The sequence below is a fragment of the Bacillus sp. CH_48 genome, assembly GCF_038008465.1.
Lineage (GTDB): Bacteria > Bacillota > Bacilli > Bacillales > Bacillaceae_G > Bacillus_A > Bacillus_A thuringiensis_S.
Window position 1 is genome coordinate 5,036,879 of record NZ_JBBOZF010000001.1, and the last position, 22,121, is coordinate 5,058,999.

Genomic DNA, 22,121 nt, shown 5'->3' on the forward strand with positions numbered 1-22,121 from the left:
CCTTTTATCAAATTATTTATAAATTTTCACACGGTTTTCTAACGGTTGGAATTCTTTTTCACCAGCTTGTACTACCGGTTTACCAAATGGCATTTGCGCAGTGAGTTTCCAATTTTCTGGAACATCCCACTCTTTTCTCACTTCTTCATCAATTAGCGGATTGTAATGCTGTAACGTAGCACCAAACCCTTCAATTTCTAAAGCTGTCCAAATTGCAAATTGTAACATTCCTGATGATTGCTGAGACCAAGTTGGGAAATTATCTTTATATAATGCAAAGTTTGCTTGAAGGCCTTCCACTACTTCACTGTCTTCAAAATATAAAACCGTTCCATAACCACTTTTAAATGCATTCATTTTTTCTTCAGTAGGTGCAAAGTTATTTTCAGGTACAATTTTTCTTAACGTTTCTTTCGTAATATCCCATAATTTATCATGTTGTTCTCCTAATAAAACAACAACACGAGCACTTTGAGAATTAAAAGCTGAAGGTGTATGTTTTACAGCATGATAAATCACTTCTTGAATTTTCTCATCAGAAACTACTTGCTCTTTACTAATTGCATAAATAGATCTTCTGTCTTCAATTGCTGAGTAAAAATCTTTTGCCATCATAATTCCCTCCAATTTTCAATTGAGGCTATTTCATATGTATACATCATATTACGCCCCTCAAGCTTATTATTAATAAGCTTATAACTTTATAATATCACAGCAATAAATAAACTCAAATGATAACACTTGTATTTAGAATCTTTTCCCTTTTTAAAGTTAAAATAAAAAGACTGTTTGTTGTTATCTAAAATTAGTAACAACAAACAGTCTTACTTATGTAGCGATCTAGATTGGTATTTTACTTACTTAATTAACTAATCCAAATGCATACGACATTAACTTATTCGTCTCTGTAAAACGTTTTGTTTTACTTGATGTCCCCATGACCACTGTAATAATTCGATTATCACCTTGCTTGGCAGTCCCAGTAAAACAGTATCCTGCACTATCTGTAAATCCAGTCTTTAGTCCGTCCATTCCTTCTATATATAAACTTTTATTATTTTTGTTTAACATGTCGTTTGTGCTTATAACATTAATATTATTAAATGCTAGCTGACTTTGGCGTAAGTGAGTCACTTCTAATATTTCCGGGTAATCTTTTATAAGATGATACGCCAATTGTGCTACATCAGCAGCCGTCATTTTTGTTTCACTTCCATCTGGCTCTTGTAATCCAGAAGCATTTGCAAATTTAGCATGTTCCGACATTTTTAACTGTTTCGCTTTTGCATCCATAAGCTGAACGAAATCTTTCTCCGATTTTGCCATATGTTCTGCTAAAGCCACAGCTGAATTATTAGCTGACTCAATCATTAATGCATGATATAAATCTTTAACAGTTAATGTGTCATTAACTTGTACTGGGATTCTCGCTCCCTCTGTTTGTGCCGCCTTCGCACTCATTTTAACTGGATCTTCCCAGCGAACTTTCCCGTTATGTATACTCTCTAGTAGGAGATACGCTGTCATCATCTTAGACATACTAGCCGGTGCAAAAGCTTCATTTTCATTATATTGATAAATAATATCTCCATCACTCGCATCGATAATCATAGCTGCTTTTGCATTAATTTCTGGTGGGATGTACTTTGGCGGGACTACTTTTTCAGAAAATCCTGCTTTAGGTAGTTCTGCCACTTGCAAAGGTTGTCCCTCTACATTTGCTACGCTCTTTTGATTTCCTTGGAATAAGAACCAACATACCCCTAAAATAATGACTAATAGGACTGTCATCCTTCCCCATTTTAACCGATTCATTTCAAAACTCCTTTAGCAAACCTTTTATACACTCACATTTAACCTTAACAACAATTCCTTTATACAGTCAAGGCAAAAAGGTATGTTTATTCATATACAGCAATGATTATTTTAATTTATTTATGGTAAACTTACAATATTGAAACGTAAGAATATTCAATAATAAATTCTCGTAAATAAAGGAAACTTTAATCAGCCCCACCAATCGGGCTTTTACGGGCAGCCCGCCCCCCACCTAACTTCTTCGCTTTCACTGAATTTTGAGGTGGGGATCTTACTGCACAGCAAATAGCGGGATAAACTATTTAATAGAAGGGATTCATTCAAATGCTACTTCCAAAATCATTGCAATACGGAGACACAATTGGGATCTATTCCCCTTCTTCACCAGTAACTTACACTTCTCTAAAAAGATTTGAACGAGCAAAATCTTACTTACAACAGAAAGGGTTTCATATATTAGAAGGTTCATTAACAGGTCGATATGATTTTTATCGTTCTGGTAGTATACAAGAGCGCGCTGAGGAACTAAATGCCTTGATAAGAAATCCTAATATTTCTTGTATTATGTCAACAATTGGTGGGATGAATTCAAATTCACTATTACCTTATATTGATTATGATGCTTTTCTAAATAACCCTAAAATAATGATTGGATATTCAGATGCAACTGCTTTATTACTAGGAATTTATGTTAAAACAGGAATTCCTACATTTTATGGGCCAGCTCTCGTCCCTTCCTTTGGTGAATTTGAACCTTTTGTTAATTGCACATACAAATATTTTGCAGAAACTTTACTACATGATCAATCTCTTCCTTATCATATAAAACAACCATTATTTTGGTCAGATGAATTTATTAATTGGGAAAAAAAGACGAAGGAGAAAGAACTTCGACCAAACAATTGGATTTCAGTAATTGATGGAAAAGCTACTGGGCGTATTATTGGCGGGAATTTAAACACGATACAAGGAATTTTTGGTAGCCCCTATATGCCACATATTCAAGAGGGCGATATTCTCTTTATTGAGGACAGTTCAAAAGATGCAGCTACTATCGAAAGAAGCTTTTCATTCCTTAAAATTAACGGTGTATTCGATAAAATTTCAGGTATCATTCTTGGAAAACATGAGCAATTTGATGATTGTGGTACAAATCGAAAACCTTTTGAAATACTATTAGAAGTACTTCAAAATCAAAGAATTCCTTTTCTAGCCGACTTCGATTGTTGTCATACACATCCAATGATTACCATGCCTATCGGTGTTCAAGTAGAGTTAGATGCAACAAATAAAACGATACATATTGTAGAACCTTGGAAAAAATGAATGCATGGCTTCTATTGTTTTACAATAAAAGCCATGATACTATATACTTTGGAATGTGAAAGATTAAACAAAATACGTTCCAATATCTATCATTAGAAAAATTAGGTATAAATATATATTTATATGCAAAAGAGAGTGAATAAATGAAACCAACTATTAAAAATTATGTATTTTTACATGTAGCTTTTTTGATATATTCTATCATTATGGTTTACATGAAATGGGCAGCTCAATTTCCAATTGCTTCAATCTCATTTTTTATTGCTTATTTCGGACTAGTTGTACTTTTATTCGGATATGCAATTTTATGGCAACAAGTAATTAAACATTTCGAAATTTCAAAAGCATATTCACATCGCGGGATTATTATACTATGGTCAATGCTTTGGTCAGTATTTCTATTTGGAGATACGATTCAGTGGAATCATTTACTTGGTGCAGCTATTATTATCGTCGGAATTGTGGTGGTGACAAAAGATGAATAGTTATATGTTATTATTTATTTTCGGGATAATTTTAGCTAATTACTCACAAATATTATTAAAAAAAGCTACTTTACAACAATACGATTCTAGAATAAAAGAATATGTGAATCCTTATGTTATTATCGGCTACTCTTTATTTGTACTTAACGCTGGATTAAATGTAATCGCCATGAAGGGCATGGAATTAAAACAAGCATCAGCATTAGAATCCTTAAGTTATATCATCATATTAATTTTCGGTTGGTATTTCCTAGGGGAAAAAATAACGAAACGTAAACTCATCGGTAACATGATTATTATCTTTGGTGTAATCGTTTATTGTATCCAATAGTAAAAAGCTCCGTTTATCACAAACGGAGCTTTTTACTATTGACCTAAATTTTGCACCTTATCTTTCAAATCTCGAACTTGATCTACCGTCTGCATAAGCTCTGAGTTTTTAAATTGCTCTACATCCACTTTCCCTTCTTCTATCTTTGTCATCGCCGTATCAATTAACGTATTTAACTTTTCGTTATATCCGACGATTTGTTGATGAAGATCCTTTGCTACATCAGGTGGCGTTAATTCATTGAATGCGGGTATATCTTGTTTAATTTCACTAAGCTTCGTTTCTAATTCTTTTCGAGCCTCACTATCATTAACGGCCTTTTCTGCTAATGCTGGTGCATCATTTGCAAATGCACTTATTTCATTTACATAGTCTGTCGCCTTTTGAGCATAATCTATCGAGTTCTTTCCTTCCTCCACTATTGAACATCCCATTAAACCAATTGAAACTATAAATACTAATAAAATTGATTTTATTTTCATTTTAGACTCCCTTCGTCTTTATAATTGTCTGTAGTTTTCTCTATACATAACTTCTAGCTAAATTGTTTATAACCTTTTTCAAATAGCTATTTATCCTCTTACATGCCCTATTATCGTTACAACATCTATTTCTATATGTACGCTTATAATATCTTCAATTATATCCATATATCCTTGTCCTATAGCTGTTCCATAGTGTAATGTAAGCCCCTTCTTTTCATACACTGACTTTGGCACTGAAAAAATAAATCTCCTCAAGTTTCTTTCATCAGCTGGTTCCATAATTAATACAATCCCATCCTCATCAAACATATACGCTCGCCCTCCAACTTTACATTCACTATGGCTCAGTATTGCCTTGGTCAGCAAAATTTAAAACATAATAAGTTAAGATACACTCTGCTCTATCATAAAGTGAAACTTTAATTAGCCCTCACCAGTCGAATCTTTACCGGCAAATAGCGGGATAAAAATAAAAAGCATTCATTCTTTTTTGTTAAGAATGAATGCTTTTTAAAAAATCAATTTCTAACTCTAGCATCTTTTTTTGACGAGGTTTTACTTTCCTTACGGGAACTCCAGCGTAAATATACCAATCATCTAAACTCTCTTTTACCATACTCATCGCGCCGACTGCCGTACCTTCTCCTACAGTTACATTTGGAAAAACAATAGAATTAGCACCAATAATCACATGTTTTTTTAAAATAACTTTTTCTGCTTTCACATCCCTATATTGATTCGGGACGGTTGGCCCCATTAATGTATTTCCACTGAAATCATCAAGTACTGCATATACAATTGTTTTAGCTGAGATGTTTGCAAAATCATGCATTTCAATCCCAACTTCCCCTCCATATAACGCTGTATACGCTGATATGTGCGAATAACTTCCAATTGTGATTTTGCCACTTAAAATGCAAAAATCATCAATTCTTACATGATTACCAATTGATATAGCACCCGGATTATATATACTTGCTTTTTTACTAATCAATACATTTTTCCCAACAGATAAAAACCCAATTTTCTTTAGTTCTTCTTGACTATAAAAACTATTCATCTACCAACACCACCTTCTGCTCTAAACAGATTACAATTTGCTCTACTAGTTCTTTCGTCATTCCTTCCCATAAAGGTAAACTTACGATTCGTTTAGCTATTTTATTCGTTTTTGTTAAATCTGTAGACTTATAGTTTTTAAAAAGAACTTGTTGGTGGCAAGATGGTGAAAAGTATAATCTAGCTTCTATTTTCTGTTTTTTCAGTTCTTCTATTACTTGTATGTTGCGAACTTCTTCTGGACAAATGATAGGCATAAATTGGTGAATAACTGCTTCTGTCTTTTGGACTTTCCACCCTTTTTTCATTAACCCAGTATTTTGTAACAACTGTTTATACCATTCAGAAATACGGGTGCGTTCTTTTAATTTTTGATCCCACTTTTTTATAGTCGCAATCCCAATAGCTGCTGCGTATTCAGACATTTTACAATTAAACCCCATCATCGTGCATTCACGATTTTTATCAAATCCGAAATTCCCCATTCTTTTAATACGTTGTATATCTTCTTCGTTTTTACTATATATGAGCCCTCCTTCACCAATTCCGAACGGCTTTGTTGCATGAAAGCTATATACGATCATTCCACTAAAATCTTGACCGTAATGCATCCCTCTATTCATTAATCCAAATCCCGGTGCCGCATCTACGACAACCGGAATCCCCTTCTTCTCTAATTCTTCATATTCTTCTAAGTTCATCCATGATCCAAAAGTGGCGTACGGGACAACAATCGCAACCTCTTCTTTTAATTCTTCTATCTTATCCAAAAGTACCGTTTTATCCATATACCAATCATCTATTGAAATATCAATAAAGTAAGGTTCCAATCCACACCAAATAGCGGCTAAGGCAGTCGCAGGGAATGTAAAGCTAGGCATGAGAGCATACTTTCCCTTTCTTCTTTTCTTTAGTTGAATAGCCGCCATTAACCCTAACGTTGCGTTTGCTACTGTTGTAACAGCTCCCCTGTTTTGAAAAAATACCGACATAATTGTTTCCTCAAAACGTTGATTTATAGGTCCATAATTCGTATATATGTGAGATGTATCAATTTCCTTCAATTCGTCCAAATACTCAATTACAGGTACAGTTGAAGCACGTAAAAAAGGAATATTCTCCATATCTATCTATTCCTTCCTATCATTTTCGGACAATATAGAGCATATCTGTTTCAGATAATCCAAATTTCCTAGCACTTTTCATTCCTTGTTTTTCCGCTATGTTATATAATTCCACCTTAAATCCTGCATTCATTAATCGTTGAATAAATCCCGATTGATTATAAATTCTCACATGATCTTCTTGACCAAAAGCTAATTTCCTCAATTGTGGTGTTACAATTAATTCATTCTCTACAATAAAATCTACATTCATTACGATTGGTACTTGAATAATTCCCCATCCATTTGGCTTTAACACTCTATATAACTCTCGCATTGCTTTGTCATCATCAGGAACGTGTTCTAACACATGGCTACATAATATTACATCAAAGGTATTACTATCATATGTAATCCTTGTAACATCAATTTCCTTCATTAATGGATCCTTTGGTTCTAAGTCACCACATACGTACGTAATATTTTTATACTCGTTAAACCAATCTCTTAACTTCGCTTCAGGTGCAATATGAAGCATAGTATAGTTTCTATTTAACAAGTCTGTTTCCGTTTCAATGTATGTACGATACAATCTTTCACGATCCATCGAATTACAAACTGGACATATCCCTGTATCTTTATTCCACATCTCAAATTTATATTTCGGAAAATCATAATGTGCTGGCCAAGGTGAAAATTTTTCAAATTGTTGATTGCAATATTGACAATAACAGAATTCTTTCTCAAACATGTGAGCAACTAATTTGTGTAACCCTTTTTTTATCTTTTCATTATAAATTTGATCTATTTCGCCGTTTCTTACTGCATCCTTAACTATAAATCCCGCATTTTCTAAACAATAAGATAAACTCTCTTTATACTCACTTTCAGAACTTAAAAATCCACTATTATATGCATCTATAATTAATTCAATCCACTCTTCAATTGTCATTAACATAAAATGCATTTGTTTTTGATTTTGTCCACTATGTTGTCTAAAATAACTAAGAGGTTCTTGTATATAAACTACTTTTCCTTTTCTCATCATATCTATCCAAGTTGCAATATCATTAATAGCAGAATAAGCCTTTCCTTTAAAATACCCAAACTTACCTTCAAACAAATCCCGATTAAACAAAACAGTTGTCGGCTCACCAACTATATTTTTTAAGTTTTTTAACATATAATTCCCTAATTCTTTTCCTTCAAAAAGTGTTGTTTCTTTCGCGATTTTCATATTCAATGTTGAAGGTGGTAATATCTCTCCATTCTCATCAATCAGTTCACGATATGACGTCACAAATGAAATGTTTTCTAATGCCAAAAAGTATTTCATCATTCTCTCGATCTTTTCATGATGAAATAAGTCATCATCTAATAAAAAGTTTATATAATCCCCATTCGCAAGTTCTATACACTTATTAAAGTTTTCAGCAACTAATGGCGTTTCATTTTTAACATATGTAATACACTCATATTCACGTAAGTACGGTTGAATCATAACATTGACTTCATTATTTGTACTGTCGTCAGAAATAATAATTTCTATATTTTCATATGTTTGATTCAGAGCACTGTTGAGCGCTAATTCCAAGTAATAAGGTCTATTGTATGCAGGAATAAGTATACTTACTTTCGGTAAAGAAGAATTATTATTTATATGCTGTTTTTTCTTTTCTATATTTATTTTCTTTCCTCTAATTTTTTGGTAATAGTCTAATGTATATAATATCGATGATGGAACTATCCTTCTTGCATAATCTAGAAAATTAGTTATCGCTTTGTCTAAATCTTTTTCGTTGGATAAGAAACCATATTTTTCTCCCGCTATAATACTGTGTGAAAAATCTTCTAACCCATCCATCATTTTATTAGATTCATTTAACTGTTGATCTGGATGTAATCGAAAGTAACTAAGTGTCTCTGCTATATATACTGCTTTTCCTTCACTTAATAAAGATAACCATGAAGCTATATCTACATTACATAAATACCGCCTCTTATCAAAAATCCCATACGGTTCTTGTAAATCATTTTTACGAAATAAAACTGTTGTTGGTTCTCCAATATAATTTTTTTGATCCACAATTACCTTATTTCCTAATTCTATTCCCTCTATAATCGTATCCTCTTCAAATAAACGGACAGTTGAATAAATATGTCGTAGTTCTTTCCCTTTATCATCAATTACTTGACGATGAGATGTTACTAGCTTAATTTCATTATCTAGATCATTGAAAAAATACTTCATCATCTTTTCAATTTTATTCACATGAAATATATCATCATCCATTAAAAAATTTATATACTCACCGTTCGCTTCATGAAATAACATTAGCGCATTTTCAAATTGTCCGAGAGTTGATCTGTTTTTTATATAAATAATATTTAAATGATCACATAAATATTTTTGTAACACCTTTTCTGTTTCGTCATTCGTGCTGTCATCTCCAACTATAATTTCTATATTAGGGTACGTTTGTTCTAACACACTACATAACGCCTTTTCAAAGTAGCGAGGACGATTATACGTAGGAATTAACACACTTACCAACGGAAGTTGCTCTACGACCTCTTCAATTCTTTCAATACGATTTCTCATTTTAACTCTCTCACCTCTTCGCATATTATTTATATACGCGACACAAAAATCACATTACTTTAACTGTATGGAGCCTATATACTTTTATGCAAACATGAAACAAAATATCATACTTTTCGTTCCTGAATAAACATATTTAATAACGCGGACATTTTATTTGCACCTTTTTTATTCATATGATCACTATCATAAAAATCATCCTCACAAAATAATGGCGAATCAAATAGATCTATGATTTGAAAAGAATATTGAGTTTGAAACTCATTTATAACTTTATAAAAATCTTCTTTTAATTTCTTACTACTACAATTGAAATAATGTGAAGTAACAGGGAATACAACAATTAATGGCTTTATATCGTTTTTTAATAGTAATTCTAAATATTTCTTAAAAATCATTTTATTTTCAACTAAAGTATGAGGATACGCCAATTTAGCGTGTGAAGCTGCTCTTATTTTCCCGTGTTCTTCAAAAGGAATGTGAAGAGGAGTGGTATTCCACTCAGCATTTATCCAAGGCAGTATCAATGATTCATCTTTTAGTTCGTCTAATAAAATATATTCAAAATGCAAATTAAAAATAGAAAAAAGTGGTTTCGGAGTATTTAGATGTAAGAATCCATCCGTGGGTAAAGGAGAATAAACTACAGTATGATGACCATCTTGAAACAATGGATAATATACTTTGTGAATTCTATATGATTCAGATGATAACGACATATCAAAGTAAAACGAGAAATAAGCTATTCCTATTAAACAATATTGAAATGAATGAGTGTTTGATAGAAGTTGTGACGCTATTAAATAATCATAGTATAGATCTTGAGATGGAAGTGTTAATTTTATTGACTTTTTTGAGAGGAGCTCCGTACTTATGCCACAATGTGGATAAGACAAACCGGTAGCAAACAATTCATACGTCGGATCACTCTTTGCTTTTTTTATAGAAATGTATAAAGACATAAGATCCGGATTTATTTGATAGATAGAAATTAATTTATCCTTCCATTCATACATGTATTTTGTTAAATTAATAATTTTTGAACTTTGTACGCCCCTATTTATCAAGTCATTTGTAAGTTTTTCTGCGTCCCCTCTCCAAATGACTATATATTGAAAAGAACTTTCTATACGAACAACATTTGAAACGTCTACAACATGAACTATTGTTTTACATTTATTTTTGTCTAACGTATTTCGAATCCTATCCCCTGATAATTCATCACTTAAAACAATGATTTTAAATTGCTCCTTCATGTACATCCCCTCCATTATATGTATAATATGAAATTCATTTTTAATTCGTAACAATCATATACACCTGCAATCTAACAAAAAAATAGCTCCACCATTAGGCGTAGCTATTTTTACAATTATTGCTTATTCAAATCATATTCCTTTATCTAACTCATAAAGTTTACGATACTTTTCATTTTCTTTCAGAAGTTGTTTATGGCTACCTTGCATGACAATTTGGCCACGATCAAGGAATATTACTTCGTCTACATGTTCTATTCCTACAAGATGGTGCGTAATCCAAATAACCGTCTTTTCTTCCGTTGCAGAAAACATTGTTTCAATTAAAGACAATTCTGTTTTTGGATCTAAACCGATAGTCGGTTCATCAAGTACAATAATTGGTGTTTCTTGCATAAGAGTTCTAGCAAAAGCAACCCTTTGTCTTTCCCCACCAGAAAACCGTTTTCCCATTTCATGCATTTTTGTTTGTAATCCGGCTGGAAGAGAAGTAATATGTGAAGCTAATTGTGCCTTCTCTAAAGCTTTCCATATCTCTTCATCCGTCGCCTCTGGTTTGCCGATTCTCACATTATTTCCAATTGTCGTATCAAACAAATGTGGCTTTTGATTTAATACAGAAATATATTTAGATAAAAGATTCGTATGAGCTCGTTTACCATTCAATACAACTTTGCCATTTACTGGGCTTAACGCACCTGTTAATAATTTTAGTAAAGTAGATTTCCCTGTCCCACTCCTGCCTAAAATAGCAATTTTCTTCCCTGCTTTTATTTGTAATGATACGTCTTTTAATACAATCTCGTTACTATCTGGATAACTATACGATACGTGATTCAGTTCAATATCTACATGTTTTGGTTCAATGTAATCTTTCTCCTCCTGCAAATCCATTTCATCATGTAAAACACTATCACTTTCTACGCGATTAAGACGATGAGTAGATTCTACATACGACGGGATTCGATCGATGGCATCTGCAATAGGAATAAGCGCGTTCGTTACAGATAAAGTCATTAATACGAAAGCTGCGATTACGGTTGGAGCAATTTGTTCGCTTGCCGCTTCATTCCCAGTCCATATAATCATCGAAATAACTACAATACCTACTACTAATTGAATGATACTGTCCCGAATATGATACCAGCGTTTCACTCTCTTTTCTATTTTTAACAACTGATCATTTTGTTTTACATACTCATTAATAAATTCACCTTTACGACCACTCGCCTGCCAATCAGATAATCCAAAAACAGCATCCGTCAGTTGTTGATACAAACGGCTTCTACCTTGCTTCAAAGTAACATGGTGTTTCTTCATTAAAAGTAATGATACAAACGGAAGAAGAAACACGATAATAGCTAACATACAACCTACAATAAGTGCAAACACAAGGTCAAATGCACCGATAACAAGTACGAAGATACTATAAACAACTAGCGCTAATATGCTAGGGAATATTGTACGTAAATATAGGTTTTGCAAATGCTCTATATCTTCGGATAACACTCCTAACATATCACCCGTTTGAAATCGAGAACGAAAAAATAACGCCTGTGGTTCTACTATTCTATATAGTTTCGTTCTCATTTTTTCTAATATACGTAGTACGACATCATGTCCGACTAAGCGCTCTATATAATGAAACACAGCTTGCCCTATACTAAACGCTCTTGTTGCAACAATAGGAACATATACAGCCATTACATTTTCTGGTCTAAGGGCAGATTTTGAGATCAAATAACCTGAAATAAAAAGTAACATCGCTCCTGAACTAACTCCAAGAAGACCAAGGAAAATAGTTAAAGTCATTCTACCTTTATTTTGTTTTATATAAGGTTTAACCCAGTTGCTCATTTCTCTCCCCTCTCTTCCCTATGAAAATGTAATGTCTCATTCTCTAAAAGTTCTTCATACGTCCCACTTTCTTTCATTTCCCCTTTATTTAAAATAAGGATATGGTCCATTTGTTTCATCCAATGTAGACGGTGGGTTGCTAAAAATACTAATTTTCCATTAAATAGACGTAACATCGCTTGCTTTATTTCAAATTCGGTTTCAATATCAAGATGTGCCGTAGGCTCATCTAATAAAATGATTGGTTTTTTACTTAAAAGTGCACGCGCCATAGCAACACGCTGTTCTTGTCCGCCACTTAGCATACGTCCACCTTCTCCAATTCTTTCGTGCATCCCATTTGGAAGTGATGTAACGAGTGAACGAAGGCCGACTTCATTAATAACTCTTTCAACTTCTTCATCTGTTGCATTTGTTTCATAAAAACGAATGTTATCCTTTAATGAAAGCGGAAAAATATAAGGTTGCTGCGGAATGTAAGCAATATTTTTTTGCCAATCTTCACGAGTAGATCCATCAACTTCTAGACCATTTACTAACATCTTTCCACTCGAAGGAGATAAAAACCCGGCTAATACGTCGATTAACGTCGATTTCCCCGCACCACTTTCACCAATAACACCAATAGCACCGTTACCTTCCCAAGTAACATTAATCCTTTCTAATATAGCCTTCTCAGATTCAGTATTATTAACTTTGATATCTTGTAATTTCAAGCTACTAGAGGCATTCCATACTATATCTTCATTTAAATCTTTCTTTTCTATTCCTTTTTGTTGTTGCAAAATCTCTTCTATTTGCTCCATCGCAATTTGTCCATCTAATGTCGCATGATAATTTGCTCCCACTTGTTTAATCGGCAGAAAATATTCCGGAGCTAAAATCAAAATTGTAAGGGCTGGTAATAGTATAATCGTTCCATCTATTAAGCGTATCCCTAATCCAACTGCCACAAACGCGATTGATAAACTCGTAAAGAAATCTAATGCAAAAGAAGAAAGAAAAGCAACTCGCAAAGTACGCATCGTTGCTTTTCTATATCTTTTACTTACTTTTTCAATCTTTCCTTCGTGCTGTTCACTTTTCCCTAAATACTTTAATGTTTCTAAACCTTTTAACGTATCTACAAAATGGTTCGAAAGTACACGATATATCTCATACTGACTATCTGCCATTTTTTGCGCTGCTAATCCGAGAAGAATCATAAATATGATCACGATAGGAATCGTTACAACTAAAATGATTCCAGACTCAATATCTAGCGTAAAAACATATAGTACAATTAGACCTGGAACGATACTGCTTCTAATCATTTTAGGAATCGTTAATTCAATATATGTTTTAAATTTCTCAATCCCCTCAATTGATAAGGTAACCAGATGACCAGTTCCAACCGTTTGAACATACCTTGGACCTAATGTGAAATATGCCTCTATCAATTGTTTTCTTAGTAACGACCCTGTTTTTTCGGCAAAACGTTCCACTAATATTTGTGATGTTCGAACTACTATGTTACGCGCTGCAAACGCGATACCAAAATAAACAATTTCACTTAATATTGTTTGTACTGTCTCTCCATGAAATAAAAACGTAATAGCTCGTGCTAAAAAGATTGTTTGCGCAATAATACTAAAAGCTTCTAAAATACTAATAATCGTTAACGCTACATATAAAATACGGCTACCGGGATAAGACGGAAGTCCTCTTTTTCTTTTCATTAGTACTCCAAATCGTTGTCTGACTTAACAGGTTGTCTAAATACATAATAACTCCATATTTGACTTCCGATAACGAAAGGCAAAATAGCAATCGCAAAGTAAGTCATAAGTTTTAATGCATAAGCTCCTGATGCTGCGTTGTAAATTGTCAAATCATTCATTGCTCCTAAAGAGCTAATCATAACACGTGGGAACATACCGATAAATACACTCGCACTTAGTAAAATGATTGTTAAACTCGTCATAAAGAAAGCCCAACCATCTCTTCTTCTTTTATTTAATAAAGTGGACACTAATAGTGCTACAAAAGCTCCGATTGGTACCATAATCCATTCTGTTCCATGAGCAGTGAAAATGTCGGTTTTCCATAACCCCACACCAGCAAAAACAAGAAGTGTAATTAATGAAAATGGTGCAATTTTTATTGCAGCAATTCGTGCACGTTCTCTCAATTTACCAGTTGTACGTATCGTAAGAAATTGTAATCCGTGAACAATACATAGTAGGAGAAACATTACTCCCCCAAGTAACGCAAATGGATGAAGTAATTGCAGGAATCCACCTACAACATTTTTACTCTCATCAATAGGTACACCTACCATAAAGTTTGCAATCGCAACTCCCCAAAGGATAGGAGGTAACATACTTCCAATAAACATCCCCCAATCCCACGCACTCTTCCATTTATGATTATCTATTTTCGCACGAAATTTAAAGGAAACACCTCTTAAAATTAAAGCAAGAAGCATAAATACAAACGGAATATAAAAACCACTAAATAAAGTTGCATACCAGTGCGGAAATGCCGCAAACATGGCTCCACCAGCACAAACAAGCCATACTTCATTCGCGTGCCAGAACGGTCCTATTGTATTTAAGTAAACTCGTTTTTCAAAATCATTCTTTCCTAAAAACCTCGAAACCATTCCTACCCCAAAGTCGAAACCTTCCAGTACGAAGAATCCAACAAATAAGATTGCAATAACTAAAAACCATAACTCATTAAGAGATAACATACTCTTCCTCCTTATCAAATGGATCATGGCTTTGATAATCCTTTTTCGTTTTCTTATTCGTGTGGCCCTTAATGGTACGAACAAATAAGTACACACAAATTCCACCCATAATTAAATACATTGATGTGAATGAAATAAGTGAGAATAATACTTCACCGAATGTTACATTTGGTGATACAGCATCTTCTGTTTTCATTACACCAAATACAACCCAAGGTTGACGACCCATTTCAGTCATAATCCACCCTACTGTATTACCGATGAATGGAAGAGAAATTGCATACACCATTAATTTTAAATACCACGTTTTTTCAGCTAAACGATCTTTTCTTGATAAGAACCATCCGTAAGCTCCTAGAAGAAGCATGAATGTTCCACTCATTACCATCGCTCTAAAACTCCAAAACATTGTATGCACTGGAGGAATATAATCCCCAGGTCCATATTTTTCTTCATATTGTTTTTGAATTTGATTCATCCCTTCAACTTGACCGCTAAACTTATCATACGATAATAGACTTAGCATATAAGGGATTTGAATTTCAAACGAATTTTCTTTCTTCTCTGTATCAATTTTCGAAAATACTGTAAATGGCGCTGGATCCTCACTTGTATTCCATAGTGCTTCAGCTGCCGCCATCTTCATTGGATGTGTCTTAATTAATTGTTGCGCTTGTGCATGACCGAAGAATAATACAAGCGCCGTTGTAATTGTTCCAACAATGATAGAAATTCGGAAAGATTTTTTAAATACTACAGTTTCTTGTCCTTTTGTAATTTTCCATGCACTTACACCCGCAATAAAGAATGCACCTGTTGCAATTGCTGCTGTAATTGTATGCGGGAATTGTACCCATAGTTGTGGGTTTTGAATAATGGCTAAGAAATCATTCATTTGTGCACGACCATCAGCTGCCATTTCATACCCGACAGGTGACTGCATAAATGCACTTGCAGTTAAAATCCAGAATGCTGATAACATCGTTCCAATTGAAAGGAGCCAAATACACATTAAGTGAATTCGCTTCGGTAATTTATCCTCACCGAATACCCATAAACCTAGGAATGTAGACTCAATGAAAAATGCCAGTAATCCTTCAATTGCAAGCGAGGGACCAAATACATCACCTACAAAACGTGAATACGTTGACCAGTTCATACCAAACTGAAATTCTTGTAAAATACCTGTTACTACACCTACTGCAAAGTTAATAAGGAATAATTGCGTCCAAAACTTTGCCATCTTCTTATATACTTCTTGCCCTTTTACCACATACAACGTTTGCATGATCGCAATAATAAAAGCTAAACCAATTGACAGCGGAACAAAAAAGTAATGGAAAATCGTTGTTGATGCGAACTGTATTCGTGCCAATTCGAGCGTTTCCATACTAAAATCACTTCCTTCATAGTTTTTATAATAAAAGTTAATTGAGCAATCTTATCAAACTCAATTATTAAGAAATACGAAAAGACAAAAACATTTTGTATGTATTGTCGAAAAATATGAAGTTTCAGTTTTTCAAACTATTGCAATGCTAATTTTTACCTTTTCACTATTTCTGTAGTGTTTTATTCGTTAATCGAATTGTATAATATACCTGCATAGTAAATTCAGGTTATTTTTGACGTATTATTGACATCATTTTGTCTGAAATATGTCTTTTGTCATTTTTTTGAATCAGATTTTTTTCATTAGCAAAATGTGTTTTTTCAATATACTTCTTACTTTTATATCTATAAAACAATCGTTTTTTCTTCATACACTTGACTTTCAACCGAAAAAATGTCCTCGAAACTATCCTCGATAAATGCTTATTTTTTGTCAAGAGAAAAATGTATTTTCAAAATTCAAACTCGAAATAATGTTATTCAAAAATAGAAAACAACTTCCCTCTCCCTCGACTAAAAGTTCATTTTTTTGTCATTTTTCCATAACAAATAAAAAACTGAGAGTCAATTAGACTCCCAGTTTTTTTATTTATTTTGCTGTATGTTTTCTAACGGCTGGTAATATTTCAGTAGCAATTAATTCAATATTTTTCTCAATTTTATCAAATGGTACACCGCCAAAATCAATTTGTGCCATAAAGCGTTGTTGGCCAAACAATTCATATTGGTAAAGCATTTTCTCAATGATTTGTTGTGGGCTACCAACCATTAAAGCATCACGGTAATCTATTGCATTTGTAAATTGCTGTTTCGGATACCCACCACCGCGCAGTGTAAGCATACCAGCATTAATGTGAGGATAATATTCACTAAGTGCATCTTGTGAATTTTTTGCCGTATAAAATAAACTCGTTGTCGCAACTGGTAAACTAGCTGGATCAAATCCACTTTGCTGAGCAGCCTCGCGGTAAGCATCTACTGACACTTTAAAGTTAATTGCTGGACCACCAAGTGTTGTTATCATCATTGGCACACCTGCACGTCCTGCTTTAATTGCACTAGCTGGTGGACCTCCAACTGCACGCCAAATTGGTAAGTTATTATTTTTCGCTCTTGGAATAACCGATGCATGTGCGAGCGGTGCTCTGAACTGTCCATTCCATGTTACATGTTCCTCGTTATTAATTTTTAATAAAAGATCCATCTTCTCTTCAAATAATTCTTCATAATCATTCACGTCATAACCAAGTAAACTATATCCTCCAATACGAGATCCACGACCAGCTACGATTTCAGCACGACCATTAGAAATCAAGTCAATGGTAGCGAAATCCTCATATACTCGAACTGGGTCAGATGTACTTAATATCGTTGCGGAACTTGCAATTTTTATATTTTTCGTAGCTTGCGCGACCGCACCTAAAATAACTGTATGAGCTTGCGTTGTAAAATGCGTTTGATGACTTTCACCTACAGCAAACACATCAAGCCCTGCCTCATCTGCTAACTTAGCTGTTTCAATTAGTTCGTGAATTCTTTTTTCTGGCGTAACTTTCTCCCCATTATGTGGATTTAATACATGATCGCCAATTGAATATAACCCAAACTCAATTCCTTTTCTTGTATCTATACGGTATTTTTCCATAGTTACTCTCCCCTTTAATAAAGTAGTATTAGTTTTTCTTCTAAAAACGTTGGTAAGTCAAGTATATCTCCGTATTACCTATCTCATCACTTGATTAGTCAATTGATGATGTAAAAAAAATTACTCTTGCGGTAATTCTTTTTTTTCGCTATGCTTATGAACTTTCGTCATCAGCTCGTATAATATTTTCTGCTCTTCTTCATTTAATACATCATCAAAAAACGAAGATTGAAATGCAAGTTGCTCTGGCAATGCTCTCTCTAAAGCTGCTTCTCCTTGCTCTGTAAGACTAATTGTTTTCGTTTTCCAATCTTGTTTTCGTACAATATATCCTTCTTTTTCAAGACGAGTTAACATTCGAGAAATGCCACCTTGTGTAACAGTTACCTTTTCAGCTAACTCCATTTGTGTTAGTGGTTGATACGTACGTATTTGCAAAAGCACATCAAATTGAGCTGTCGTTAAATCAAAACGTTTTAAAAACTCATTTGACATTTGATTACTTTGGTTCGTAAATCGTATTAAACGTAACCATATTAATGATCCTATCGTATTATCACGCATGTTTCATCACTTCCTAGCGTTCATCTTACTATCAATTTACTACGCAAGTGATAAAAAAGCAAGATAAAATGTAATAAATATAGCGATAGAGTATTGCATAAATAATGATAAGTAAGAATTCATATAAACATGAATTCTTACTTATCATTATTCTTAACTTTTCATTTCATTCATTACTATATTTAAAGCTGTTACTGCTTTGGGCCAGCCAACATAAAAAGCCATATGCGTTATTAATGCAATCATTTCATTTTCTGCAATTCCATTTTGTTTGGCCAACTGCAAATGAAATAATAATTGTTCTGTATGACCAAGACTGATTAATGCCGACACTGTACATAAACTTCTTTCTCTTAATGTTAAAGTATCATCCCGCCACACTTCCTCAAACAATATCTCTTCACTATAATGAGCAAATGCAGGTGCCTTTTCTCTCATTTTCTCTTGAATACAATATTCAATTGATTCATTCATCATTTCATTCACCCTTCACTTTTACCAATTGTGCCAATCCTTGACCAAATGACCAATTTTCAGCAGATGTCTCATTTAGCGTAATAAAAATATCTGCACTTTTTATCCTCGAACATTTAGAAACCTTCAAGGATATCGACTGATATAAATTCCTTTTTTGTTTTATCGTTCTTTCCGGTCCACATGTAATAGAAACATAAATCATATTCTCCGTTCTCTTTTCTCCTCTTTCTAATAAATAATATGGATTATATAAAAAGTGATTTTGTTGATAAGGTAAAAACATTTGAAAAAAATCATTTTCAGGGATGTTAAAATGTTCAATTAATGACAGATGAATACATTCACCTATCTTTTTCAACTCTTCTTTATTTAATATATTTTCATGATAATAAACGTTCACAAAAGGCATACATTTTCATTCCTTTTTCTTAATTTAATTTCAACAAGTTTTCATCGTGAAATGTGCAAAATCTCATATACTGTAACACCTTTATTTGTTACCATTTCAGGCTTCTCTTCATAAAACTCAAACCTACTGTATCCCCATTTATCCGGATTATAAACGATTACATTCCCTAAACACTTTTCATTGTTTTGTACATTTTCATTTATCGTGTTTAATTGAGTCCCAATCAACGTTTTACTTTGAGAAATACTTCCTGCATATTCAACAACATATCTACTTTTCTTAAATCCATCACTTAGATTAACCACTAATGGAACACCTATATGTATTTGTTGCCATCCAAAAGATTGTAAAATGTTATCGTAATACCCTTCAAAGATAAATTTATTCATCCCTTCATGACCATTCCAAATATATAAAGGTGCATAGCAGTTATAAAAATTCCCGTCTTTCTCCGTTTCCGTAATTAAATAAGCTTTAAAATTTAGTTCTTGGAAACCATCAGTTTTATAGCCATTATCCTTTACCCTTTTCTTAATAATTTCCATGTCATAATCCTTTGGAAGAATGACCTTATATTGCATTCCAATCATGTTTATCACTCGCTTTCAATCTTATATACATTATGATAAATCGATAAGCGGCTAACGTAAAATAGGTATAAATTATGTTTGGTATCATTTATAATGATAGTGCATAAGGGGCTGAGATACATGGAAATAAATGATCTTATTATATTCAAAACTGTGGCCAGTGAGGGTTCTATTAGTAAAGCTGCTAAAGAGTTAGGATATGTTCAACCGAACGTAACTGAGCGAATCAAAAAATTAGAACAAGAATTAGAAACGCCTTTACTACATAGAGATAACAAAGGTGTTTCCTTGTTACCTGCTGGTGACATTTTATTAGATTACACGAATAAAATATTAACTCTATTAGAAGAAGTAAAAGATGAAATTAAAACGAGTGGTTCTTCTTATATAATAGCGACGTCACAATCTATTTTGACAAATTATTTAAGTAAGCGTATTAAAGTAAATTTCAGAAATTATCAAATATATGTAGAAAGTAGTAGTCATTTGCAAAAATTACTGCAGCAACAAAAAGTTGATATGGTCATAACTTATGAGGATTATCCTGACGCATCGTTTAAAAAAGTGTTCACAACCTCAATTTCTGTAGGCTTATTAAAAGCGAAAGAAAAATGTACCATTGATTATTCAAAAGAAATTTTCTTCGTTAGCAATGACAAAAAGTGCCCTTTTAGGAATAAGACAATACAATTTCTAAAAGAAAACAATCTATCTCAGCGACAACTTCAACAGTTGGATTCTTATTCGCTTATGGAAGAGTTTATTGCTGATGGAAAAGGAATAGCTTTTTTACCGATTAAAAATGATACATTAGTAATAATTGAAGATGTTCCCCTTGAGAATTTAGCTGTTCATTTTTTTACGAATCAAACCTTTATAAAGCATATCCCTGATGAACTATTTGATTAATAAAATGACTTTGATTACAAACTTTTTTCAAAATAAAAATCCCTCTTTAACGAATATACAAGAGGGATTTTTATTTTGTATACAATTGATTTTTCACACGTTTTGCTCCACTTCTGTACTTTTCTCCTTTTTATTCCTTTTAAAACTCTTCAATTTCTTAACCGTCCCAACCAATCCTTTCGGAAAAACGAGTAGCACGATAATATACAATAAACCTAGAATAATCGTCCATCTTTCAAAAATCGGATATTCCGTCGCTAGTTCTGATAAATAATATTTTAGTGATTCAATAATCCCAGACCCAGCAATAGCTCCAATTAATGTTCCGACTCCTCCAATCATTGTCATTAAGAGTGCATTTAGTGTCATTTCAATTGAAAATACAGTCGTATTGACAAAGCGTAATGTAATAACAAATAAACCACCGCTAATTGCAGCTACTATTCCTGCGACTACACTTGCGATTATTTTATAATGGAGGACTTTATATCCAAGTGCTTCAACACGTTGTTCATTTTGTGAAATTGCTTTTAATACTTTCCCAATAGAAGACTTTGTAAAAAGACGTAATAGAATAAAAATGAAGAGTAAACATATAAGTGATACATAATAAAAAGTAAAACGATCACGGAATATTTCTGGTACCCCAAATGTAAAACCATCTCCTCCGTGAGTAAGCCCACGCCATTTTTCAGCAAGTACGAAAAACAACTGTGAAATAGCAAGTGTTAACATTGCATAAAAATGACTTTTCAACCGTAAAGAAAGCAAACCAATTATATAACTAACGATTGCTGAAACAATAATTGCAGCTACTATCCCTATTAAAAAATTCGTTATTGATACGCCTTGCCGATCAAATAAAAGCGCTACCCCATATGCTCCTATCCCAAAGAACATACAATGACCGAACGATACAATTCCTGTATACCCAAGCAATACATCAAAACTCATTGCAAAAATAGCAAAGATGAAGATTTGAGTGAACAAAATTAACAGGCTCCGTGAATCATTTACGAACGGAAATACACTTAAACAAATTAGCATACATACTCCGAAGTATACTTTAATTCGGTCCG

22 protein-coding genes are annotated in these 22,121 nt (G+C 33.2%); 4 read left to right on the forward strand and 18 right to left on the reverse strand.

All coding sequences use genetic code 11. The features are described 5' to 3' along the window. Nucleotides 1–12: 12 nt before the first annotated feature. Nucleotides 13–615, reverse strand: coding sequence for a nitroreductase family protein (locus tag N2V92_RS25390; RefSeq protein WP_016077846.1), 603 nt, complete (start codon nt 613–615; stop codon nt 13–15). 246 nt (nt 616–861) lie between these two features. Then, entirely contained in the window at nt 862–1,815 is a 954-nt protein-coding gene (locus tag N2V92_RS25395) for a D-alanyl-D-alanine carboxypeptidase family protein (protein WP_001080883.1), read from the reverse strand. A gap of 327 nt (nt 1,816–2,142) precedes the next feature. Between N2V92_RS25395 and N2V92_RS25400 the strand changes: the two genes are divergently transcribed. From N2V92_RS25400 to N2V92_RS25410, 3 genes are all read left to right on the forward strand, one after another. Next, the gene (locus tag N2V92_RS25400; RefSeq protein WP_000926336.1) at nt 2,143–3,144 is read left to right on the forward strand and encodes a S66 family peptidase; all 1,002 of its coding nucleotides are present in this window, start codon (nt 2,143–2,145) and stop codon (nt 3,142–3,144) included. Between the two features lie 143 nt (nt 3,145–3,287). Then, complete coding sequence (locus N2V92_RS25405) at nt 3,288–3,629, forward strand: EamA family transporter (protein ID WP_000805128.1); 342 nt, start codon at nt 3,288–3,290, stop codon at nt 3,627–3,629. Then, nucleotides 3,622–3,960, forward strand: a complete 339-nt coding sequence (locus N2V92_RS25410) for an EamA family transporter (protein WP_001089871.1) — start codon at nt 3,622–3,624, stop codon at nt 3,958–3,960. The genes N2V92_RS25405 and N2V92_RS25410 overlap by 8 nt, the downstream gene beginning before the upstream one ends. A gap of 35 nt (nt 3,961–3,995) precedes the next feature. Here the strand turns inward: N2V92_RS25410 and N2V92_RS25415 are convergent, their stop codons facing one another. From N2V92_RS25415 to N2V92_RS25485, 15 genes are all read right to left on the reverse strand, one after another. Continuing rightward, complete coding sequence (locus N2V92_RS25415; RefSeq protein ID WP_000695203.1) at nt 3,996–4,442, reverse strand: DUF6376 family protein; 447 nt, start codon at nt 4,440–4,442, stop codon at nt 3,996–3,998. Nucleotides 4,443–4,532: 90 nt separating this feature from the next. After that, nucleotides 4,533–4,754, reverse strand: a complete 222-nt coding sequence (locus tag N2V92_RS25420) for a hypothetical protein (RefSeq protein WP_000459099.1) — start codon at nt 4,752–4,754, stop codon at nt 4,533–4,535. Between the two features lie 184 nt (nt 4,755–4,938). Next, nucleotides 4,939–5,505, reverse strand: coding sequence for an acyltransferase (locus N2V92_RS25425; RefSeq protein WP_001084172.1), 567 nt, complete (start codon nt 5,503–5,505; stop codon nt 4,939–4,941). Beyond that, a complete protein-coding gene (locus tag N2V92_RS25430; protein ID WP_000427951.1) occupies nt 5,498–6,628 on the reverse strand; it encodes a DegT/DnrJ/EryC1/StrS aminotransferase family protein in 1,131 nt (376 codons plus the stop codon). The genes N2V92_RS25425 and N2V92_RS25430 overlap by 8 nt, the downstream gene beginning before the upstream one ends. Nucleotides 6,629–6,647: 19 nt before the next feature. Continuing rightward, nucleotides 6,648–9,209, reverse strand: coding sequence for a glycosyltransferase (locus N2V92_RS25435; protein WP_016077847.1), 2,562 nt, complete (start codon nt 9,207–9,209; stop codon nt 6,648–6,650). A gap of 107 nt (nt 9,210–9,316) precedes the next feature. After that, on the reverse strand, nt 9,317–10,465 hold the full coding sequence (locus N2V92_RS25440; RefSeq protein WP_000662898.1) for a hypothetical protein: 1,149 nt from the start codon (nt 10,463–10,465) through the stop codon (nt 9,317–9,319). A gap of 132 nt (nt 10,466–10,597) precedes the next feature. Further along, complete coding sequence (gene cydC, locus N2V92_RS25445) at nt 10,598–12,322, reverse strand: thiol reductant ABC exporter subunit CydC (protein WP_016077848.1); 1,725 nt, start codon at nt 12,320–12,322, stop codon at nt 10,598–10,600. Further along, on the reverse strand, nt 12,319–14,040 hold the full coding sequence (cydD, locus tag N2V92_RS25450; protein WP_000824030.1) for a thiol reductant ABC exporter subunit CydD: 1,722 nt from the start codon (nt 14,038–14,040) through the stop codon (nt 12,319–12,321). The genes cydC and cydD overlap by 4 nt, the downstream gene beginning before the upstream one ends. After that, nucleotides 14,040–15,056: a cytochrome d ubiquinol oxidase subunit II gene (cydB, locus tag N2V92_RS25455; RefSeq protein ID WP_000950083.1), complete on the reverse strand. Its 1,017-nt coding sequence runs from the start codon at nt 15,054–15,056 to the stop codon at nt 14,040–14,042. The genes cydD and cydB overlap by 1 nt, the downstream gene beginning before the upstream one ends. Beyond that, complete coding sequence (cydA, locus tag N2V92_RS25460) at nt 15,043–16,446, reverse strand: cytochrome ubiquinol oxidase subunit I (RefSeq protein ID WP_000448870.1); 1,404 nt, start codon at nt 16,444–16,446, stop codon at nt 15,043–15,045. Before cydA ends, cydB begins: the two co-directional genes overlap by 14 nt. 591 nt (nt 16,447–17,037) lie before the next feature. Continuing rightward, the gene (locus N2V92_RS25465; protein WP_000417553.1) at nt 17,038–18,093 is read right to left on the reverse strand and encodes an LLM class flavin-dependent oxidoreductase; all 1,056 of its coding nucleotides are present in this window, start codon (nt 18,091–18,093) and stop codon (nt 17,038–17,040) included. 120 nt (nt 18,094–18,213) lie between these two features. Beyond that, entirely contained in the window at nt 18,214–18,657 is a 444-nt protein-coding gene (locus tag N2V92_RS25470) for a MarR family winged helix-turn-helix transcriptional regulator (RefSeq protein ID WP_001205523.1), read from the reverse strand. Nucleotides 18,658–18,810: 153 nt separating this feature from the next. Next, nucleotides 18,811–19,134 carry a carboxymuconolactone decarboxylase family protein gene (locus N2V92_RS25475; protein ID WP_000980843.1) on the reverse strand — a complete coding sequence of 108 codons (324 nt, stop codon included), beginning with the start codon at nt 19,132–19,134 and terminating at the stop codon, nt 18,811–18,813. 1 nt (nt 19,135) lies between these two features. After that, a complete protein-coding gene (locus N2V92_RS25480) occupies nt 19,136–19,543 on the reverse strand; it encodes a tautomerase family protein (RefSeq protein ID WP_042597851.1) in 408 nt (135 codons plus the stop codon). A gap of 41 nt (nt 19,544–19,584) precedes the next feature. After that, nucleotides 19,585–20,133, reverse strand: coding sequence for a DUF4865 family protein (locus N2V92_RS25485; RefSeq protein WP_000579906.1), 549 nt, complete (start codon nt 20,131–20,133; stop codon nt 19,585–19,587). 120 nt (nt 20,134–20,253) lie between these two features. On the opposite strand from N2V92_RS25485, the gene N2V92_RS25490 reads away from it, so the two are divergent. Beyond that, on the forward strand, nt 20,254–21,042 hold the full coding sequence (locus N2V92_RS25490; protein ID WP_000404994.1) for a LysR family transcriptional regulator: 789 nt from the start codon (nt 20,254–20,256) through the stop codon (nt 21,040–21,042). Between the two features lie 93 nt (nt 21,043–21,135). On the opposite strand, the gene N2V92_RS25495 is transcribed toward N2V92_RS25490, so the two are convergent. Next, the gene (locus N2V92_RS25495; protein WP_016077850.1) at nt 21,136–22,089 is read right to left on the reverse strand and encodes a branched-chain amino acid ABC transporter permease; all 954 of its coding nucleotides are present in this window, start codon (nt 22,087–22,089) and stop codon (nt 21,136–21,138) included. Between the last annotated feature and the right edge of the window lie 32 nt (nt 22,090–22,121).